The sequence below is a fragment of the Marichromatium sp. AB31 genome, from assembly GCF_003718685.1.
In the GTDB taxonomy this organism is placed as follows: domain Bacteria; phylum Pseudomonadota; class Gammaproteobacteria; order Chromatiales; family Chromatiaceae; genus Marichromatium; species Marichromatium gracile.
In genome coordinates, this window is the sequence record NZ_RHFI01000001.1 from 313,166 (window position 1) to 332,097 (window position 18,932).

General features: G+C 65.1%; 16 protein-coding genes. 1 reads left to right on the top strand and 15 read right to left on the bottom strand.

Features of this window, described 5'->3' with window-relative positions:
* The first annotated feature begins 267 nt into the window (after positions 1–267).
* On the top strand, positions 268–1,152 hold the full coding sequence (locus tag EBL84_RS01440) for a choice-of-anchor L domain-containing protein (protein ID WP_123139185.1): 885 nt from the start codon (positions 268–270) through the stop codon (positions 1,150–1,152).
* A gap of 145 nt (positions 1,153–1,297) precedes the next feature.
* Here the strand turns inward: EBL84_RS01440 and EBL84_RS01445 are convergent, their stop codons facing one another.
* The 15 genes from EBL84_RS01445 to EBL84_RS01515 form a co-directional block, all read right to left on the bottom strand.
* Positions 1,298–3,565, bottom strand: coding sequence for a DUF1631 domain-containing protein (locus EBL84_RS01445; RefSeq protein ID WP_123139186.1), 2,268 nt, complete (start codon positions 3,563–3,565; stop codon positions 1,298–1,300).
* Between the two features lie 204 nt (positions 3,566–3,769).
* The gene (gene glmS, locus EBL84_RS01450; RefSeq protein WP_123139187.1) at positions 3,770–5,602 is read right to left on the bottom strand and encodes a glutamine--fructose-6-phosphate transaminase (isomerizing); all 1,833 of its coding nucleotides are present in this window, start codon (positions 5,600–5,602) and stop codon (positions 3,770–3,772) included.
* A 13-nt stretch (positions 5,603–5,615) separates the two neighbouring features.
* Complete coding sequence (gene glmU, locus EBL84_RS01455) at positions 5,616–6,986, bottom strand: bifunctional UDP-N-acetylglucosamine diphosphorylase/glucosamine-1-phosphate N-acetyltransferase GlmU (protein ID WP_123139188.1); 1,371 nt, start codon at positions 6,984–6,986, stop codon at positions 5,616–5,618.
* Positions 6,987–7,305: 319 nt separating this feature from the next.
* Complete coding sequence (locus tag EBL84_RS01460) at positions 7,306–7,731, bottom strand: F0F1 ATP synthase subunit epsilon (RefSeq protein ID WP_123139189.1); 426 nt, start codon at positions 7,729–7,731, stop codon at positions 7,306–7,308.
* A gap of 12 nt (positions 7,732–7,743) precedes the next feature.
* Entirely contained in the window at positions 7,744–9,126 is a 1,383-nt protein-coding gene (gene atpD / locus EBL84_RS01465) for a F0F1 ATP synthase subunit beta (RefSeq protein WP_062272116.1), read from the bottom strand.
* 87 nt (positions 9,127–9,213) lie between these two features.
* Entirely contained in the window at positions 9,214–10,083 is an 870-nt protein-coding gene (gene atpG, locus EBL84_RS01470) for a F0F1 ATP synthase subunit gamma (protein ID WP_123139190.1), read from the bottom strand.
* 141 nt (positions 10,084–10,224) lie between these two features.
* Positions 10,225–11,766 carry a F0F1 ATP synthase subunit alpha gene (atpA, locus tag EBL84_RS01475; protein ID WP_123139191.1) on the bottom strand — a complete coding sequence of 514 codons (1,542 nt, stop codon included), beginning with the start codon at positions 11,764–11,766 and terminating at the stop codon, positions 10,225–10,227.
* A 13-nt stretch (positions 11,767–11,779) separates the two neighbouring features.
* Positions 11,780–12,319, bottom strand: a complete 540-nt coding sequence (locus tag EBL84_RS01480; protein ID WP_062272110.1) for a F0F1 ATP synthase subunit delta — start codon at positions 12,317–12,319, stop codon at positions 11,780–11,782.
* Positions 12,320–12,328: 9 nt separating this feature from the next.
* Positions 12,329–12,799 (bottom strand): F0F1 ATP synthase subunit B, encoded by a 471-nt coding sequence (locus EBL84_RS01485; RefSeq protein WP_005222006.1) that lies wholly within the window; start codon positions 12,797–12,799, stop codon positions 12,329–12,331.
* A gap of 72 nt (positions 12,800–12,871) precedes the next feature.
* The gene (atpE, locus tag EBL84_RS01490) at positions 12,872–13,123 is read right to left on the bottom strand and encodes a F0F1 ATP synthase subunit C (RefSeq protein WP_005222005.1); all 252 of its coding nucleotides are present in this window, start codon (positions 13,121–13,123) and stop codon (positions 12,872–12,874) included.
* 62 nt (positions 13,124–13,185) lie between these two features.
* Complete coding sequence (gene atpB / locus EBL84_RS01495) at positions 13,186–14,055, bottom strand: F0F1 ATP synthase subunit A (protein ID WP_062272106.1); 870 nt, start codon at positions 14,053–14,055, stop codon at positions 13,186–13,188.
* Positions 14,056–14,064: 9 nt separating this feature from the next.
* Positions 14,065–14,445 (bottom strand): ATP synthase subunit I, encoded by a 381-nt coding sequence (locus EBL84_RS01500; RefSeq protein ID WP_123139192.1) that lies wholly within the window; start codon positions 14,443–14,445, stop codon positions 14,065–14,067.
* 223 nt (positions 14,446–14,668) lie between these two features.
* A complete protein-coding gene (locus EBL84_RS01505) occupies positions 14,669–15,583 on the bottom strand; it encodes a ParB/RepB/Spo0J family partition protein (protein ID WP_123139193.1) in 915 nt (304 codons plus the stop codon).
* 1 nt (position 15,584) lies between these two features.
* Positions 15,585–16,373, bottom strand: a complete 789-nt coding sequence (locus EBL84_RS01510; protein ID WP_123139194.1) for a ParA family protein — start codon at positions 16,371–16,373, stop codon at positions 15,585–15,587.
* 232 nt (positions 16,374–16,605) lie between these two features.
* Entirely contained in the window at positions 16,606–18,897 is a 2,292-nt protein-coding gene (locus EBL84_RS01515) for a bifunctional diguanylate cyclase/phosphodiesterase (protein ID WP_123139195.1), read from the bottom strand.
* Between the last annotated feature and the right edge of the window lie 35 nt (positions 18,898–18,932).

Genomic DNA, 18,932 nt, shown 5'->3' on the forward strand with positions numbered 1-18,932 from the left:
CGGGGACGACGGCCTCATGGGGATCGGGCGAGCATTGCTGCATCATTTCTCACCCCCGCCCGGGTGGCTTCAGCTCTCATTCCGATTTTGCGATGCATTCTGCCAGTCGCTTCCCGAGTTGCCTCGGGAGACGACCGACATTTTCTGTCGTCATCCAGTCATTTTGTTTTTATCTATTTGATTTTTATTTGATTTGTAAGATGGCTCGAATCTCGCATTGTGTTCTGTAGACAAGCCTGTCTCCAGCTACTCCCGAGGTCGATGCCGATGAATACCTGTCTCAAGCGCGCCATGCTTCTTGGTGTTCTGCTGTGTCCCGTCACTGCCCTTGCCGGGTTGGTGGTGACGTCAACCGATGACGAAATGGCCATCGCCGAGCGTCTGTTGGACAAGGGTTCGGGGCTGAAGATTTCCAGCGTATCGCTACTCGGCGCCAAGTATCAGCAGGGCTTTTTCGATGGTGGTCTGTCGGCTGGGATCGGTCTCGACAGCGGGGTGCTGCTGACCACGGGGCGCGCGACCAATGCAGTCGGTCCGAACCAGTCGGACAGCAAGACGAAGGTGGTCGGGAGTGGCGGTGACTCGGACCTGGACGGCCTGATCTCCTCGGTCTCGACCTATGACGCGAACGTGCTGCAGCTCGATTTCAGCACCACCACCGGTGGCCTGTTCTTCAACTACGTGTTCGCCTCGGAGGAGTACAACGAGTATGCGGGGTCGAGCTTCAACGATGTCTTCGGTTTCTTCATCGATGGGGTGAATATCGCGCTGTTGCCGGGGTCGAGCGATCCGGTCGCGGTCAACACCGTCAATCTCGGTTCGCCCTACTTCAACGACAACGATCTGGACAGCTTTGCCAAGCCGCCCTTCGACATCGAGTATGACGGTTTCACCGATGTCTTCACCGCCGGCATCACCGGACTTGAGGTCGGTACCCTCTACACCCTCAAGCTGGCGGTTGCCGATGCCGGGGACCGTTACTTCGACTCGGCCGTGTTCCTGCAATCGGGTAGCTTCTCATCCGTCGCCCTCGCCTCGGCTGCACCGGTGCCATCCCCCGCGCCCCTGGCACTGCTTGCCATCGGGCTGTGTGGCTTCATGTTGGTGCCGCGTCGTGCGGCCGTCACGCCACAGGAGTCCAGCAGCTGCTGAGTCGTCGCGATCCGCCGGGCGGAAAATGCCTCGTCCCCCGCCGACTCATCGCACGCCCGGTTGGGTGCGAGCGGAGGCAGGCGGCAGGGATGCTGTCGTTGCGTGTCGGCGGTGACGACATGAGACGACGATTTCGCGAACTGGGTCAGGTTTCGGGGTCGGTACGGCGCTCCAGGACCTGACTGACCGCACGCTCGGTGAGCGGGTCCTGGCTGAGCAGTCGGGCGCTGCCCTGGCGCAGATGATTGGCGAGGCTGGTGGTGGCGAGCGTGAGGGCGTTGTCACCCTGACGGTTGGTGAACAGATAGACGCCACGATACTCACTGACCCAACTCAGTCGCAGCGTCTTGCGGGTCCCGCGCACGCTCTTGAACTCGACCCAGGCGCCGACCTCGAGGGCGCGCGCGAGACGCAGATGGTGATCGGTCTCTGCGTCGTCGGCATCATCGGATGCCGATGCCGATGCCGATGCCGATGCCGATGCCGATGCCGGAGCGGTGGTCGTGTCCTCGACGTTGTCCTGCGCTGGCGGCGAGTCGTTCACGCCCTCGCGATGCAGGGCCGCCATGTGCAGCCGGATCAGCTGACCGAAGAAGCTGTCCCAGGAGGTCTCCTGGTCGATACGCTCGAGCCCCTTGCGCAGCCGGGTGATGAGGTCCGGGAGCAGGGTGAGCAGACGGTCGCGCTCCTCCTGGGTGAGCTTGGGCTCGACCGACCACAGCAGGTCGTCCATCAGCTGCACCGCTTCCCGCCAGTCCTCGCCGTCCTCGCCGGTGTCGATGAACACGTCGACCAACACCTGTCGCCAATGTTCGCTGACGAAGTCGCTGATCAGTACCGGGGCCTCCGGGTGGGCGTGCTCGGTGATGACGGCCTCGACACGTCGCTCGGCGACCTCGCGCCGATCGCGTCGGGCAAGCTCGCCGAGCACCTTGCTTGCCTTGCCCCGGGCCCGCGTCTCTTCCTCGTCGAGGAATTGCTCGAACGCCTGGAGCTGGCGGGTGAAGACCTCGACGTCGTCATCGAAGCCATCGACCACGCCATCGACGATGGCACGGATTCGCTCGATCAGACGCGGTTCGTCCTCCTCGCTGCGTCCGAGGCCGGAGCTGGCGATGAGATCGAGCAGTCGGCGTGCGGGGTGGCGTCGCTCGGAGAAGAAGTGCTTGTCGATCAGCGCGACCTTGAGCACCGGGATCTGCAGCTTGGCCAGCTCGGCGCGGATCGCCGCCGAGAGTTCGGGGTCCTTGAACATGGCGTCGAACAGCATCGAGACGATGTCGATGGTGAGCGCGTCGACCGGGTGCGACCAGTCGGCCATTGGGGTGGCGCGGATTCGTTGCAGTGCGTCGTTCTGCGCCGGGTCGATGGGGGATGCGCCGAGTCCCGGCAGCTGACGGACGTCGCCGCCGCCGCGTTGCAGCCCGGTGAGGGCCTGGATCAGCTCGGCGATGTCGAGCGTCTGCTGGCGCGGTTGTGATGGTGCCGCCCGGGGCGTCGGTGGCATGCCCTGGTGGAACTGGCCGGTGGCCGCTGGGCGCTGGGTGGCGGCTGCCTGCAGCGCCTGGGCGAGCTGTTCGAAGACGTCGCTGTTGCCGTGCTCGCCCTGGTGCGGCGCCGATGCGGCAGTCTGCCGGTGCTCATCGAGCGGTGGGTGAGCGTCAGCGGCGTCGAGTGGTTGGCTGCGTAGTGCGCGCTGGGGGCCGGCGAGCGGGATGTTGGGGAGGATGCCGGCCTCGGCGAGAAAGCGGTTGAGGTCGGCATAGATGCCCGGCAGCTCGGCCGAGGTCTGGCGCTCGAACTCCTGCAGCAGGATCAGTCCGAGCTGTTCGCCGACGTCGAGTGCGCCGAGCGCGTCGAGCATCGTGGTGAAGAGCGCGCGCGGGTGCAGCGGGTTGTCGTCCTGAGCGATACGCGAGAGTTGCAGCAGTGCGGCAAAGCGTCGATCGAGCGCGGTGAGCTGCTGCGCGCAGTTGCACGCGGCGCGGGCCGAGAGCTTGGCGATTGCCAGGTCGCGCTCGAAGTCGTCGGTGTCGATCAGGCTCAGCTCGCGCGGCTCCTGGCTCGCGCGCCCGCCTTCCACGGTGGTGCCGCGCAGGGCCGCGACCGCCGCTTCGAACTGCGCGACATAGGTGCTGCGGAACTGTTGCAGCAGCAGCTGGCCATGGCCGGTGAGGAAGTCCATGGCGGCGAAATAGAGTTGTTGCTGCTCGAGGCTGGTGGCGCGATCGGCCATGCCGAGGAAGTCGTCGTTGGCGCTGTCGAGATGCTGGGCGAAGACGGTGGCGAGACCGTGCGCGAGGCGGTCGCGACAGGCCGCGAGCAGGGTGGCTGGATCGGCCGATGCCGGGGCCTCTGGCGGGAGGCCGCGACCGGCGAGCGGGACGACGTTCGATGAGGATCTGTCGGCCATGGTTGGTTCCAGAAGGCAGGGACGGCGCAGCGCGTCCGGTCGCGCGCGCCCGAGCGACGGGGACGATAAGGCGGTCGGCTGTGGCTCAAGTTCGCGGCCTGCAGACCCGGTCCCCTCCTCCCGGGTCTGTTCCTTCTTACGCAGAGTATATGCCGACGTGATCTTGCCGCTGTCAACTCGATCACAGCGGCGAAGGGGACATGTCTACTCGACGGTCACCGACTTGGCCAGGTTGCGCGGTTGATCGACGTCGGTGCCCTTGAGCACGGCGACATGATAGGCGAGCAACTGCAGCGGGATGGTGAAGACCAGCGGGTCGAGCAGGTCGTCGGTCTCGGGCAGACGGATGACATTAACCCCATCGGTCTCGTCGAGCGGGACCTGGAAGTCGGCGAAGACATAGAGCTGGCCGCCGCGCGCCCGGACCTCCTCGAGGTTGGACTTGAGCTTCTCGAGCAGGGCGTTGTTGGGCGCCACCGCGACCACCGGCATCTGCTCGTCGATCAGCGCCAGTGGGCCGTGCTTGAGTTCGCCGGCGGGGTAGGCCTCGGCATGGATATAGGAGATCTCCTTGAGCTTGAGCGCGCCCTCCATGGCGATCGGGTACTGTTCGCCGCGCCCGAGGAAGAGGGTGTGGTGCTTGTCGACGAAGGACTCGGCGAGCATCGCGATCTGCTCGTCGAGTCGCAGCACCTCCTCGATCTTGAGCGGCAGCGAGCGCAACAGCCCGACCAGCCGTGCCTCCTCGGCCTCGTCGATGCCACGTCCGCGCCCGAGCGCCAGGGTCAGCAACAGCAGGGCGACGAGCTGGGTGGTGAAGGCCTTGGTCGAGGCCACCCCGATCTCTGGACCGGCATGGGTGAGCAGCACCAGATCGGACTCGCGCACCAGCGAACTCTCGGGGACGTTGCAGATCGCCAGGGTGGCGCGATAGCCGCTCTGCCTGGCCTGGCGCAGCGCGGCCAGGGTATCGGCGGTCTCGCCCGACTGCGAGAGGGTGACGAACAGCGCCTGTTCGGGGACCACATGCTGGCGGTAGCGGTACTCGCTGGCGACCTCGACGCTGCACGGCAGCCCGGCGAGGGCCTCGATCCAGTAGCGGGCGACCTGCGCGGCATGATAGCTGGTGCCGCAGGCGACGATGGTGACCGCCTTGATCTCGGCGAACAGCGCCTCGGCCTCGTTGCCGAAGCACTCGGGGCGCAGTCGGTTGCCGCTGAGACGGTCGTCGAGGGTATCGGCGATCGCCTGTGGTTGCTCGAAGATCTCCTTGAGCATGTAGTGGCGGTACTCGCCGCGCTCGGCGGCGTCGAGCGCCAGGCTGGAGGTCTTGATCGGACGCTCGACCTCGCGCCCGTCGCGGTCCCAGATGCGCACCCGCTCGCGGGTGAGCTCGGCGATATCCCCTTCCTCGAGGAAGATGAAGCGGTGGGTGACCGGCAGCAGGGCGAACACGTCCGAGGCGATGAAGTGCTCGCCGAAGCCGATCCCGATCACCAGCGGGCTGCCCTCGCGCGCGGCGATCAGGCGCTCGGGGTCCTGGGTGTCGATCACCCCCAGGGCATAGGCGCCCTGCAGCTCGGCGGTGGTGTTGCGCACCGCTTCGAGCAGTCCGTGACCGGCGGCGAGCTGGTCATAGATCGCATGCACCACCACCTCGGTATCGGTCTCGGAGGTGAAGCGGTGACCGGCCTCGCGCTGGGCGGCGCGCAGTTGCTCGTGGTTCTCGATGATGCCGTTGTGCACGATCGCGCAGCGGTCGCGACAGACGTGCGGGTGGGCGTTATGGGCGGCCGGTTCGCCGTGGGTCGCCCAGCGGGTGTGGGCGATGCCGAGCAGCCCGGGCAGTGGGTGTGCGTCGACCTCCTCGGCGAGACGCGCGACCTTGCCGAGGGTGCGGGAGCGGTTGAGCTGCCCCGGGCCCTCGAGGATGGCGATACCCGCGGAGTCGTAGCCGCGGTATTCGAGTCGCTTCAGCCCCTCGAGCAGGATGGCCGCGACCGGGCGTTGGGCGATGGCGCCGACGATGCCGCACATAGACTGGAACTCCTTAGGGTTTCGGCTGTTTCTGGGGGCGCTGCCAGCCGTTGACGCTGTGCTGGCGGGCACGCGAGAGGGTGAGCTGCTCGGCCGGCGCGGTACGGGTGATCACCGATCCGGCGCCGATGGTGGCCCCCTCGCCGATGCTCACCGGCGCCACCAGCGCGCTGTTCGAGCCGATGAAGGCGCGGTCACCGATCTCGGTACGCGACTTGTTGGCGCCGTCGTAATTGCAGGTGATGGTGCCGGCGCCGATGTTGACCCCGGCGCCGATGGTGGCGTCCCCCAGATAGGTCAGATGATTGGCCTTGCTGCCGGCGCCGAGGCGGGTGTTCTTGGTCTCGACGAAGTTGCCGACATGGGTGGCATCGCCCAGTTCGCTGCCCGGACGCAGCCGCGCGAAGGGACCGATGCGGGCGTCGGCGCCGACCCGGGCGCCCTCGATCACGCAGTTGGCGAGGATCTCGGTGTTGGCGCCGATGGTGCAGTCGCGCAGCACGCAGTTGGGGCCGATGTGGACCCCCGCGGCGATCTCGACCTCACCCTCGATGACGACATTGACGTCGATGGTGCAGTCGCTCGCGGCGGTGAGCCGGCCGCGCAGGTCGAAGCGCGCCGGGTCCTGCAGGGTGACGCCGGCGCGCATCAGTCGCTCGGCCTGCTGGCGCTGCCAGGCGCGTTCGAGCGCGGCGAGCTGGACGCGGTCGTTGACCCCGGAGACCTCGGTGAGGCTGTCGGGACGGGCACTGGCCACGTCCACGCCGTCGGCCGCGGCCAGTGCGGTGACGTCGGTGAGGTAGTACTCGCCCTGGGCGTTGTCGTCGTCGATGCGCGAGAGCCAGTCGTCGAGACGGGCGCGATCGGCGATCAGGAAGCCGGTGTTCGACTCGCGGATGCGGCGCTGCTGTTCGTCGGCGTCGCGCTCCTCGACGATGCGCTCGATGCGTCCCTCGGCATCGCGCAGGATTCGGCCATAGCCGGTGGGGTCGGGGAGTTCGGCGGTGAGCAGCGCCAGCGGGCTGCCGTCGGCCGCGGCGATCAGTCGCTCGAGGGTGGCCGGCGAGATCAGCGGCACATCGCCATAGAGCACCAGCACGCGGTCGAGATCGGCGAGTGCGGGCATCGCCTGCATCACTGCGTGCGCGGTGCCGCGCTGCTCGGTCTGCTCGACCCAGGTGCAGGAATGGCCATCGAGGGCCGCACGCACCTGATCGCCGGCATGGCCGTGGACGACCACGATTCGTGTCGGCTCGATCGTCTCCGCCGCCTCGAGGACGTGCGCGAGCAGTGGCTTGCCGGCCAGTGGATGGAGGACCTTGGGGAGTCTCGAACGCATCCGCTTGCCGAGCCCGGCGGCCAGTATCACGACGCCTAACTTCATGCCTGAGTGATCCTTGCTGGAGTTGTCGATAGGGAGAGACGCCCATCATCCCTGGAGAGGATGCTCCGCCGGGAGCGGTCACGGGCATCGCGCTCGGTGGCTATCCTAGCCGTCTGGGGCACGTGTCGCGAGCACTGCTGTGTGCGCGTCGTCTTTGGGTGTCATCGCCATATGGCTCGCAGGGAGCATGCGCCGGGCGTTTCGTCAGCGTCAAGCGCACCGTTGGCGAGAATAAGGCCCCTTGGCCGATAAAAAAACGCCCCGACCTTGCGGACGGGGCGTTTTCCTCGTGCAGCGCGCCGGACGTGGCGCGAGCGAATCAGCCGCGCTTGGTCTTGCGCAGCTTCTCGATCGCACGCAGCTGGGCGATCGCCTCGGCCAGCTCGGCCTGGGCCTTGGCGTACTCGAACCCGGCCTGTTGTCCGGCCAGTGCCTCCTCGGCGCGACGCTTGGCGTCCTGGGCCGCCGCCTCGTCGAGGTTCGCGGCCCGGACCGCGGTGTCGGCAAGGACCGTGACCACGTTCGGCTGGACCTCGAGCATGCCGCCGGAGACGTAGAAGTGCTCCTGCTCGCCCTGCTCGTTCTCCACTCGGACGTCGCCGGGCTTGAGACGGCTGATGAAGGCGGTGTGGCGGGGCGCGATGCCCACCTCACCCACTTCCGCGCTGGCGTACACCATGGTCGCCTGCCCGGAGTGGATGGCGCCCTCTGCGCTCACGATATCGACGTGGATCGTCATTGCCATGGGTGGTCTCCGTTAGTTGGCCATCTTTTCGGCCTTGGCCACCGCTTCCTCGATGCTGCCGACCATGTAGAAGGCCTGCTCGGGCAGGTGGTCGTACTCGCCGTTGACGATGGCCTTGAAGCCGGCGATGGTGTCCTTGACCGAGACGAACTTGCCGGGCGCGCCGGTGAAGACCTCGGCGACGAAGAACGGCTGCGACAGGAAGCGCTGGATCTTACGGGCGCGGGCCACGGTCAGCTTGTCCTCGTCGGAGAGCTCGTCCATGCCGAGGATGGCGATGATGTCCTTGAGCTCCTTGTAGCGCTGCAGGGTGCCCTGCACCGCACGCGCGGTCTCGTAGTGCTCCTGGCCGACGACGTTGGGGTCGAGGATACGGCTGGTCGAGTCGAGCGGGTCGACGGCGGGGTAGATGCCCAGCTCGGCGATCTGACGCGACAGCACCAGGGTGGCGTCGAGGTGCGCGAAGGTGGTCGCCGGCGACGGGTCGGTGAGGTCGTCGGCAGGCACGTAGACGGCCTGGAAGGAGGTGATCGAGCCGGTCTTGGTGGAGGTGATGCGCTCCTGCAGGGCGCCCATCTCCGAGGCCAGGGTCGGCTGATAACCCACCGCCGAGGGCATGCGCCCGAGCAGTGCCGAGACCTCGGTACCGGCGAGGGTGTAACGGTAGATGTTGTCGACGAACAGCAGCACGTCACGGCCTTCGTCGCGGAAGTACTCGGCCATGGTCAGGCCGGTCAGGGCGACGCGCAGACGGTTGCCGGGCGGCTCGTTCATCTGGCCGTAGACCAGGGCCACCTTGTCGAGGACGTTCGACTCCTTCATCTCGTGATAGAAGTCGTTACCCTCACGGGTACGCTCGCCGACACCAGCGAACACCGAGAAGCCGGAGTGCTCGGCGGCGATGTTACGGATGAGCTCCATCAGGGTGACGGTCTTGCCGACGCCGGCGCCGCCGAACAGGCCGACCTTGCCGCCCTTGGCGATCGGCATGATCAGGTCGACGACCTTGATGCCGGTCTCGAGGATCTCGGTGGTGGTCGACTGGTCCTCGAGCTTGGGCGCGGGACGGTGGATCGACCAGCTTTCCTCGGCGCCGATGTCGCCCTGCTCGTCGATGGCGTTGCCGAGCACGTCCATGATGCGACCGAGGGTCTTCTGGCCCACCGGGACCTGGATCGGGGCGCCGGTGGCGGCGACCTCGAGGCCACGCTGCAGGCCGTCGGTCGAGCCCATGGCGATGGTGCGGACGACGCCGTCGCCGAGCTGCTGCTGCACCTCGAGGGTGAGGCCGACGGACTCGATCTTCAGTGCTTCATAGACCTTGGGCATCTCGCCGCGCGGGAACTGTACGTCCACCACCGCGCCGATGATTTCCACCACGTTACCGGAACTCATAGTCTTTTCCTCTTCTGCCTTGCGGCGTCTAGCGATTCTGTCTGGGTCTGATCCTGGCCGGGGTCGCCGGGGTCAGCCGGCGGTGGGTCAAACCGCCGCGGCGCCGCTCACGATCTCGGAGATTTCCTGGGTGATAGCGGCCTGGCGCGCCTTGTTGTAGACGAGCTGGAGTTCGTCGATCAGGTTGCCGGCGTTGTCCGAGGCGGCCTTCATCGCGACCATTCGCGCGGCCTGCTCGCAGGCGACGTTCTCGACCACGCTCTGATAGACCAGCGACTCGATGTAGCGGGTGAGCAGGGCGTCGAGGACGGTGTGCGCATCCGGCTCGTAGATATAGTCCCAGTGGTAGGGCAACGCCTCCTCCTGCTTCTCGGCGGGGGCGATGGGCACCAGCTGGCGGATCTCCGGGCGCTGCGTCATGGTGTTGACGAACTCGTTGCTGGCGACATGGATCGCGTCGATCTCGCCAGCCTCGAAGGCGTCGAGCATCACCTTGACGGTGCCGATCAGATCCTCGATGTGCGGGGTGTCACCAAGATGGGTCGCCTGCGCCAGCACCTTGCCGCCGAAGCGCTTGAAGAACCCCAGCGCCTTGCTGCCGATGGCGCAGAAGACCGGCTCGATGCCAGCGGCCTGCTGCTCCTTGATCTCGGCACTCAGACGGCGGAACAGATTGCTGTTGAGGCCGCCGCACAGGCCGCGATCGGAGGAAACCACGATATAACCGACGCGCTTGCGCGGGCGTTCCGTGGCCATGAAGGAATGACGGTACTCGGGCGTCGCTTGCGCCAGATGGTGGATCACCTGGAGCATCTTGTCCGCGTAGGGCCGGGAGGCAGACATGCGATCCTGCGCCTTGCGCATCTTCGATGCTGCAACCATCTCCATGGCGGAAGTGATCTTCTGCGTGCTCTTGATGCTCGCAATCTTGGTGCGGATTTCTTTGGCGCCTGCCATTTGATCAAGCTCCCAGCTTCCAGCGCCCGATCCCCGACTCGAAGGTCGGTCGCGGCGCCTGTTTGATTCGGGTCGGTTGTAAGGTCTCGACAACGCCCAACCGCCGCGGGGCGGCGGTTGGGCGCATGTGGATGCGGGCGCTTACCAAGTATTGTTCGCCTTGAAATCCTTGAGCGCCGCGTGCAGACCCTGCTGGATCTCGTCGTTGAAGCCGCCGGTCGAGTCGATCTTGCTGAGCAGCTCGGCCTGCTGGGACTTCATGTAGCCCTGCAGCGCCGCCTCGAAGTCGACGACCTTCTTGACGTCGACGTCGTCGAGGTAGCCCTCGTTGGCGGCGAACAGCGAGACGGCCATCTGGCCGACGCTCATCGGCGAGTACTGCGCCTGCTTCATCAGCTCGGTGACGCGCTCACCGCGCTCGAGCTGCTTGCGGGTGGTCTCGTCGAGGTCGGAGGCGAACTGCGAGAAGGCTGCCAGCTCACGATACTGCGCGAGTGCCAGACGGATACCACCGCCGAGCTTCTTGATCGCCTTGGTCTGGGCCGCGCCACCGACTCGCGACACCGATAGACCGGCGTTGATGGCCGGACGGATACCCGAGTTGAAGAGGTCGGTCTCGAGGAAGATCTGACCGTCGGTGATCGAGATCACGTTGGTCGGAACGAATGCCGAGACGTCACCGGCCTGGGTCTCGATGATCGGCAGCGCGGTGAGCGAGCCGGTCTTGCCCTTGACCGCACCGTTGGTCGCCTTCTCCACGTAGTCGGGATTGACGCGCGCGGCGCGCTCGAGCAGACGCGAGTGCAGGTAGAAGACGTCACCGGGGTAGGCTTCGCGACCCGGCGGACGACGCAGCAGCAGCGACACCTGACGGTAGGCCCAGGCCTGCTTGGTGAGGTCGTCGTAGACGATCAGCGCGTCCTCGCCCTTGTCACGGAAGTACTCACCCATCGAGCAGCCGGCATAGGGCGCGATGAACTGCATCGCGGCCGAGTCGGAGGCGCTGGCGGAGACGATGATGGTGTGATCCATCGCGCCGTGCTCTTCGAGCTTGCGCACCAGGGCCGCGATGGTCGAGTTCTTCTGACCGACCGCGACGTAGATGCACTTAACGCCGGTGTCCTTCTGGTTGATGATCGCGTCGAGCGCCACCGCGGTCTTACCGGTCTGGCGGTCGCCGATGATCAGCTCACGCTGGCCACGACCGACCGGCACCATGGCGTCGATCGCCTTGAGACCGGTCTGCATCGGCTCATCGACCGACTGACGGGCGATGACGCCGGGGGCCTGCTTCTCGATCGGCGAGGTGGCTGCGGCCTCGATCGGGCCCTTGCCGTCGATCGGGTTGCCGAGCGCGTCGACCACGCGGCCGAGCAGGCCTTCACCGACCGGCACCTCGAGCACGCGCCCGGTGCAGCGCACCCAGTCGCCCTCGGAGAGGTTGGTGTAGTCGCCGAGCACCACCGCGCCGACCGAGTCGCGCTCGAGGTTCAGCGCCAGGCCGTAGGTGTTGCCGGGGAACTCCAGCATCTCGTAGTACTGAGCGTCGGACAGGCCGTGGATACGCACGATGCCGTCGGTCAGGCTGACGATGGTGCCCTCGGTCCGGGCCTCGGTTTGAAGATCGTATTTCTCGATCTTCTGCTTGATGAGATCACTGATCTCGGATGGATTCAGTTGCATGGCGGTGTCCCGTTCAGAATTGCAATGCGTTGGCGAGTCGGTCGATCTTGCCGCGGACCGTGTCGTCGATCACCAGGTCCCCGGCACGGATCTCCAGCCCACCAATCAGCGCGCTGTCGGTCTCGACCGTGAGCTCCACCTGCCCGCCAAGACGCGAGGACAGTGCAGTGGCGAGCGCCGCGCGTTGCGCCTCGTCGATCTCGAACGCACTGCGTACGGTCACGCGCCGCATGCCCTCGTCGGCGCTGCGGCTGACTTCGAACAGTCGGGCGATCTCGGGGACGGCCGCCAGGCGTGCGTTGTCGGCGAGCAACCGGAGCAGGTTGGCAACCTCCTCCGGCAGGTCCTCGCCACAGACTTCGAGGGTGATGTCGCGGATGGTCTCGCGGGACACGTTGGGGTTGGCGATCAGCGCGACCATCTGCGGGTCGCCGGCCACCGCGGCCAACCGCCCGAGTGCGTCGGACCATGCCTCGACCTGTCCGGTTTCCTTCGCGCGCTCGAAGGCCGCTTCGGCATAAGGCCGTGCGATGGTGGTGATGTCTCCGGCCATGGGTATTCCCTAGAGCTGCTTTGCGAACGAGTCGACGATCGACTTGTGGGCGTCGACGTTGATCTCCTTCTGGAGGATCTTCTCCGCTGCCGCGACGGCGAGCGTGGAGACGCGCTCACGCAGCTCTTCGCGTGCGCGGTTGGTCTCCTGATCGATCTCGGCGCGCGCCGCGGCGAGCAGCCGATCGCCCTCGGTCCGGGCGTCGCTCTTGGCCTCCTCGACGATGTCGGTGGCCCGCTTCTGGGCCTGACCGACGATCTCGGCGGCGGAGACCTTGGCCTCCTTCATCAGCTCGAGTGCGCGTTGCTCCCCGAGGGCCTGCTCCTGATGGCCACGTTCGGCGGCGGCGAGGCCTTCGGCGATCTTGGCCTTGCGCTCCGCCAACGCGTTGACGATGGGCGGCCACACATACTTCATACAGAACCCGACGAACACCGCGAAGGTGATCATCTGGGCAAACAGAGTCAGATTGATATTCATACCTATGCCTCTTGCCTGAGCCTCATGTGGGCGAGGAGTCTTCTCGGCCCGCGGGAGGGAGCAGGATGCGCGCTAGGCAGCGAACATCAGGAACAGACCCATGGCGATCGCGATGACGGGCAGTGCGTCGACCAGGCCCATGACGATGAAGAACTGGGTGCGCAGCATCGGGATGAGCTCGGGCTGACGGGCAGCGCCCTCCAGGAAGCGACCGCCGAGGACGCCGATGCCGACGCCGGCGCCGACTGCGCCCAGACCCAGCATCAGGCCAGCGCCGATGTACTTGATGACCTCTGCGAATGCTTGTGCGACTTCGAGTTCCATAGTTCTCTCCAGGATTGAAGGTCAGAGCCTTGATTGAAGGTCAGAGCCTTGAAAAACGGGGTTTAGTGATGCTCCTGGTGTGCCATGTCGAGATAGACGATGGTCAGCACCATGAAGATGAACGCCTGCAGCGTGATGATCAGGATGTGGAACACGGCCCACACGAACTGCAGAACGCCGCCGGTGGCGTTGAGCACGAAGCTGCCACCGTAGAGCAAGGCGATCAGGATGAAGATCATCTCGCCGGCGTACATGTTGCCGAACAGTCGCAGGGCGAGCGAGATCGGCTTGGAGATCAGACTGATCCCTTCGAGCACCAGGTTCGCGGGCATGCCCCACTTGCCGAACGGCTGCAGGGTCAGCTCGCCGAGGAAGCCACCGACGCCTTTCATCTTGACGCTGTAGTAGAGCACCATGATGAAGACCATCAGGGCCATGCCGAAGGTGGCGTTGGGATCGGTGGTCGGCACGATCTTGAGATAGACATGGTGCGGATCGGCGCCGAACAGGGCCATGAACTGGCCGAACAGATAGGGCACCAGATCGACCGGCAGCAGGTCCATCAGGTTCATCAGGAAGACCCAGGCGAAGATGGTCAGCGCCAGCGGGGCGACCATCGGGTTCTTGCCACTGAAGGAACCGCGGACGTTGTCCTCGACGAAGTCGACGATCCACTCGACGAAGTTCTGCGCCGCACCCGGCACGCCGGCGCTGACGCGTTCGGCCACACCCTTGAAGAACCAGAGGAACAGGCCGCCGAGCAGGATCGAAAAGAACATGGTGTCCAGATTGATCGCCCAGAAGCCCATCTCCGCGGCCTCCGCGCTGTTGTGCGCGAGCCCCAAGCCGTGCTCGGGGTGTAGACCGAAGGTGAGGTTGGTCAGATGGTGTTGAATGTATTGTTCAGCGGTGAGCGTTTCGGTAGCAGCCATCGATCATTCTCACTTCGTGTTTCGTTTGGCCTGTTGGGCCGCGATCAGGATCGGCATCACTTGCATGAGGAAGTAGGCCCCCAGCAATGCCGGTATGTTCAGGTCGTCGAATGTTGCGAAGGCAACGACGAACAAACCCAGGACCAACGCGATCTTTGCGACTTCGGCACGATAAAAACGCATGACCAAACGCTCAGGCGCCTGGGCGCGATAGGCGCGAAAGACCCAGGCCGCGAGCATGGCGTTGGCCAGCAGGCAGGATCCAGAACCTATGAGGACCGATAGTGCAACGGAGCGACCGAACGGCAGGGCGAGTAGCACCGACACCAGGCTGAGGATCGTCTGTATTTTCAGGACGTTCCCGGCCTGAAGCGCATCCGGCTGTTGCATCAGATCATCGTGGTTTGGTTGAGCGCGTCGCTCACCGGACGCGAAGTATAGGGGATCGCTAATATCGGGTCAATGTAACCGCGGGGTGCCCGGAGCCTTGCGCGGCGCGGGTTTCGGGCCGATGACGAAGGTCTCGACGAACCCGTTCCCGGGGCTGGATCCCTTTGATCGAGCCGGTGTTTCAGCATCCTTCTCGGGGGGGCGGCCTCGCCCGGCACACTGCTCAACGGATATGGCCGAGGATGCCGTCGAGCTCGTCGAGGCTGGTGTAGCTGATCACCAGCTTGCCGCTGCCGCGGCTGCCGTGCTGGATCCGCACCTCGGCGCCGAGCCGGTCGGTGAGATCGTTCTGCAGTCGGCGGATGTCGGGGTCGGTCACTCCCTTCCGATCCGCTGCCGCCACCGGGCTCTCGCCCTGCTGTTGCCGTCGCACCAGTCGCTCGGTGTCGCGCACCGAGAGACCGCCGGCGACCACCTGTCGGGCGAGCGCGCACTGCATCTGGCCCTTGACCCCGAGCAGGGCGCGGGCGTGGCCCATCTCCAAGCGGCCATGATCGAGCTGGTCCTTGACCTCGGGCTCGAGTTCGAGCAGGCGCAGCAGGTTGGAGATGGTGGTGCGCGACTTGCCGACCGCCTCGGCCACCTCCTGATGGGTGAGCTCGAACTCCTCGACCAGACGGTGCAGCGCGGTGGCCTCTTCCAGCGGATTGAGATCGGCGCGCTGGATGTTCTCGATCAGCGCGATGGCCAGCGCGCTGGTGGCGTCGAGTTCGCGCACCAGTGCCGGGATCTCGCTGAGGCCGGCCTGCTGACAGGCGCGCCAGCGCCGCTCGCCGGCGACGATCTCGTAGCGCCCCTCGGCCAGCGGTCGCGCCAGGATCGGCTGCAGCACGCCCTGGGCGCGGATCGACTCGGCCAGCTCGCGCAGCGCCTCGGGGTCGAAGTCGCGGCGTGGCTGATAGCGCCCGCGCTGCAGCTGCTCGAGCGGCAGGCGCACGATGCGATCGCCGGGCTGAGCGGTGGCGACGGCCCCGGACTGGGAGGCGGTCTCGGCACCGCCACGGGTGGCGCCGAGCAGGGCGTCGAGTCCGCGCCCCAGCCCCTTCTTCTTGTTCGGTCGGGTGGTTTCCTGGTCCATGTCAGGCGGCGTTGCGGCCCTTCTGCTGGCGGCGCAGCACCTCGCTGGCCAGCGCCATGTAGGCGATCGCGCCCTTGGAGGACGGATCATAGAGCTGGGCCGGCATGCCGTGGCTGGGGGCCTCGGCGAGGCGCACGTTGCGCGGGATGATGGTGCGGTAGACCTTGTCCTTGAAGTGCGCGATGAGCTGGGTCGAGACCTGGTTGGCGAGGTTGTTGCGCGGGTCGTGCATGGTGCGCAGGATGCCCTCGACACGCAGCGTCTCGTTGCGGTTGGCACGGATCTGCTCGATGGTGTCGAGCAGCGCCGAGAGCCCCTCGAGGGCGTAGTACTCGCACTGGATCGGGATCAGCACCCCGCGCGCGGCGACCAGGGCGTTGACGGTGAGCATGTTGAGCGAGGGCGGGCAGTCGACGATCACCAGCTCATAGGCCTGGGCGGCGCGCTCGAGCACCCGCGCCAGACGGTGCTCGCGGTCGGGCGAGTCGATCAGCCCGACCTCGGCGGCGGTGAGATCGGCGTTGGCCGGCAGCAGGTCGAAACCGGGCGAGGGCTCGGTGATGCGCTGCAGACAGTCGGCGATGGGGATGTCGCTGAGCAGCAGGTCGCAGCTCGAGTGCTCGAGCGCGTGCTTGTCGACGCCACAGCCCATGGTGGCGTTGCCCTGGGGGTCGAGATCGACCAGCAGCACGCGTCGCTTCATCGCCGCCAGACAGGCGGCGAGGTTGACCGCGGTCGTCGTCTTGCCGACTCCGCCCTTCTGATTGGCGATGGCGATGATGTTGACCATGCTCGACTCAGTCGCTCCGAAATTTCGATCCGTTAGCCAGCCGTTGCGATGAGTGCGCGCCCCATGGTGGCGGTCGGATCAAGGCTCGTGCCGCGTTTGCGGTAGATGCGAGGCAATGGTACTGAATTTTCAGCTCGCCCGGTATCCGGGCTTGGAACGCACTTCAAGTCATCGCCACCTCCGCCGCCTGGCCGAGGGGGGAGGGCTAGGAGTTCGTGTGTCGGCGCCCGGCCTAGTGTGGTGCCGTGGCGGGATGCTGGCGATACCACTCAGCGAAGGCGCCTCCGGTCATCGGCTTGCCGAGGCGGAAGCCCTGAAGATGGTCGCAACCCATCGCGTGGAAGAACCGCTGATCGGCCTCGCTCTCGATGCCGACGACGGTAACGTCGAGTCCTAGGGCCCGCCCGAACTGGATGATGGTGTCGATGATGGCTGGCATGCCGCGCGCCGTGTGTAGCTGTCGTACCAGCGCTTGGTTGATCTGGAGTCCGGTCAAGGGTAGTTGATCGAGCTTGCTGAGGCTTGAGCAGCCCAGGCCGAAGTCGTCAATCACTAGCTTGACACCGAGAGCCCTGAGAGCGGCGAGTTGATCTGCGCTGCCGTCTGGGTAATCGAACAAGGTAGATTCACTTAGGTGTAGCACTAGCGCGGAGGGCTCTGTCCCCGCGTCTCGGCAAGCGTCGCATAGTCCTTGAATGAAATGCGGATGAAGAAACTCTCGTGTCGAAACATTTACTGAGATTGGTATCGGGGGTAACCCCGCAACTCGCCATGACTGATGTTGTCGGCACACTTCCCGGATGACCCAAAGTCCGATCTCATGGGTGAGGTGGAGTGATTCGGCTACAGGTAGAAAGGTTGAGGGTGGGATTGGTTCCTGGTCGTGCTGCGGCCATCGCAGTAGCGCTTCAGCCCCATGCAGACACCCTTGCTTCAAGTCCAGGACCGGTTGATAGACGACACGAAACTCTTCCTTGGCGATTCCTTGACGCAGCTGTCTTTCCAGCGTGGCACTGCTCATTACCTGCTCGTTGAGCGCAGCAGTGACGAATTGATAGTGTCCCGGGCGGATTTGTTTTGCGTGGTACATGGCCAAATCGGCGCTTTGCATGAGCTGCTCGATCGTCTCGCCATCTTGTGGATATAGACTGATACCGAGGCTGGGTGCGCAGTGTAGTTGCAGCTGACCGATAGTATACGGAGGCGCCAGGGTCGCGATGGCCTTGCCCGCTGTGCGAGCGACGTCCGTGGCGTCGTCGATCTTGCTTAGTACGGCGACGAACTCATCGCCCCCCAGGCGGGCGACGATATCCTCTGCTCGGAACAGTGTCAGCAGTCTCTGGGCCACCGCTTGCAACAACAGGTCGCCGACCGCGTGACCGTACATGTCGTTAACCGCTTTGAAATCGTCTAGGTCGAAGAACAGTACCGCCAGTTGGCGCTTGCTGCGCCTTGCGCTCACTAGCATTTGATTGGCCAATTGGTCGAGTAGTCGACGTGTCGGCAGGCCGGTCAGTGGATCGTGCTGGGCCAGGCGGAGTGCGTGTAGTTCAGCCTCCTTGCGGCGGGTGATGTCCTGCTGCGCCAACAGGATACGCTGATATGTGTTGTTGGCGTCCTGGATGACCTCGGGTCTGGCCTGGAGCCAGCGGTAGGCACCATCCTTGCGGCGTAGCCGATATTGTACTTCGCACGATTCTCGGTTGGCAGCGAAGCCACGCAGCTTTGCAAGGCTGGGCTCGCGATCATCAGGGTGTAGCAGTTCGGCCCAGTCGTCGAAGTTCTTCGGCAAGGCGCCCTGGTCGTACCCCATCTGCCGCTGCCACTCTAAAGGAAATATCACTTGGTTGGTGTGCGGCGTCCATTCCCAGAACGCCAGCTCGGCGAGTGTTGCTACCAAGTGCAGCCGTGCCTGGCTATCGATGATCTTTTGTTCATCACGCTTGCGGATGGTGATGTCCGTCATGATCAGGCGCCAGTCGTGATGAGCCGTGTCGGTGGTCGTCTCTGGCACCAAGCACGCATCCAGGCTGACCCAGATGATCGGTGTGGCTGTTGATGGGCGAAGGCGAAGCTCGTAGTGCTGAGTCCTTCCTGTCGACCACAGCGCACGCCGGTGCTGATAGTGGATGTCTTGGTCTTCGGGGAGGATGAATTGCGACAAGGGTTTTCCGACCAAGCCGGCGCGTGATAGTCCCAGCAGGGTTTCTGCGGCAAGGTTTGCCTGCTGGATAATACCTGTCTCACTCAGGGTGAGATAGCCGACGGGGGCGAGGTCGTAGAGGTCGAAGTAGCGGGCGCGGGACAACTCTAGGGCTTCTTGCGTCCGTCGCAGTTCTTCGTTCTGCAGCTCGAGTTCGATCTGATGGACCCGTAACTCGTGATTGCTTTGATTGTCGGTTACAAGTGCTGCGTCACGGATAGCGCAGAGCTGCGCTTCGGCGCGTTGACGCAGCTCTTTGAGGGGAATCGGTACCTCTGGTGGAGGGCGCGCCGGCTGTTCTCGATCTGTTCGATCAGGCATGGATGCAACTCCCTCGAATTAAGCAAAAGACTGGA

What these genes read in the sequence shown, in the direction of transcription:
- EBL84_RS01440 (WP_123139185.1), top strand. Translation starts at nt 268, where the DNA reads ATGAATACCTGTCTCAAGCGCGCCATGCTTCTTGGTGTTCTGCTGTGT.
- EBL84_RS01445 (WP_123139186.1), bottom strand. Translation starts at nt 3,565, where the DNA reads ATGGCCGACAGATCCTCATCGAACGTCGTCCCGCTCGCCGGTCGCGGC.
- glmS (WP_123139187.1), bottom strand. Translation starts at nt 5,602, where the DNA reads ATGTGCGGCATCGTCGGCGCCATCGCCCAACGCCCGGTCGCGGCCATC.
- glmU (WP_123139188.1), bottom strand. Translation starts at nt 6,986, where the DNA reads ATGAAGTTAGGCGTCGTGATACTGGCCGCCGGGCTCGGCAAGCGGATG.
- EBL84_RS01460 (WP_123139189.1), bottom strand. Translation starts at nt 7,731, where the DNA reads ATGGCAATGACGATCCACGTCGATATCGTGAGCGCAGAGGGCGCCATC.
- atpD (WP_062272116.1), bottom strand. Translation starts at nt 9,126, where the DNA reads ATGAGTTCCGGTAACGTGGTGGAAATCATCGGCGCGGTGGTGGACGTA.
- atpG (WP_123139190.1), bottom strand. Translation starts at nt 10,083, where the DNA reads ATGGCAGGCGCCAAAGAAATCCGCACCAAGATTGCGAGCATCAAGAGC.
- atpA (WP_123139191.1), bottom strand. Translation starts at nt 11,766, where the DNA reads ATGCAACTGAATCCATCCGAGATCAGTGATCTCATCAAGCAGAAGATC.
- EBL84_RS01480 (WP_062272110.1), bottom strand. Translation starts at nt 12,319, where the DNA reads ATGGCCGGAGACATCACCACCATCGCACGGCCTTATGCCGAAGCGGCC.
- EBL84_RS01485 (WP_005222006.1), bottom strand. Translation starts at nt 12,799, where the DNA reads ATGAATATCAATCTGACTCTGTTTGCCCAGATGATCACCTTCGCGGTG.
- atpE (WP_005222005.1), bottom strand. Translation starts at nt 13,123, where the DNA reads ATGGAACTCGAAGTCGCACAAGCATTCGCAGAGGTCATCAAGTACATC.
- atpB (WP_062272106.1), bottom strand. Translation starts at nt 14,055, where the DNA reads ATGGCTGCTACCGAAACGCTCACCGCTGAACAATACATTCAACACCAT.
- EBL84_RS01500 (WP_123139192.1), bottom strand. Translation starts at nt 14,445, where the DNA reads ATGCAACAGCCGGATGCGCTTCAGGCCGGGAACGTCCTGAAAATACAG.
- EBL84_RS01505 (WP_123139193.1), bottom strand. Translation starts at nt 15,583, where the DNA reads ATGGACCAGGAAACCACCCGACCGAACAAGAAGAAGGGGCTGGGGCGC.
- EBL84_RS01510 (WP_123139194.1), bottom strand. Translation starts at nt 16,373, where the DNA reads ATGGTCAACATCATCGCCATCGCCAATCAGAAGGGCGGAGTCGGCAAG.
- EBL84_RS01515 (WP_123139195.1), bottom strand. Translation starts at nt 18,897, where the DNA reads ATGCCTGATCGAACAGATCGAGAACAGCCGGCGCGCCCTCCACCAGAG.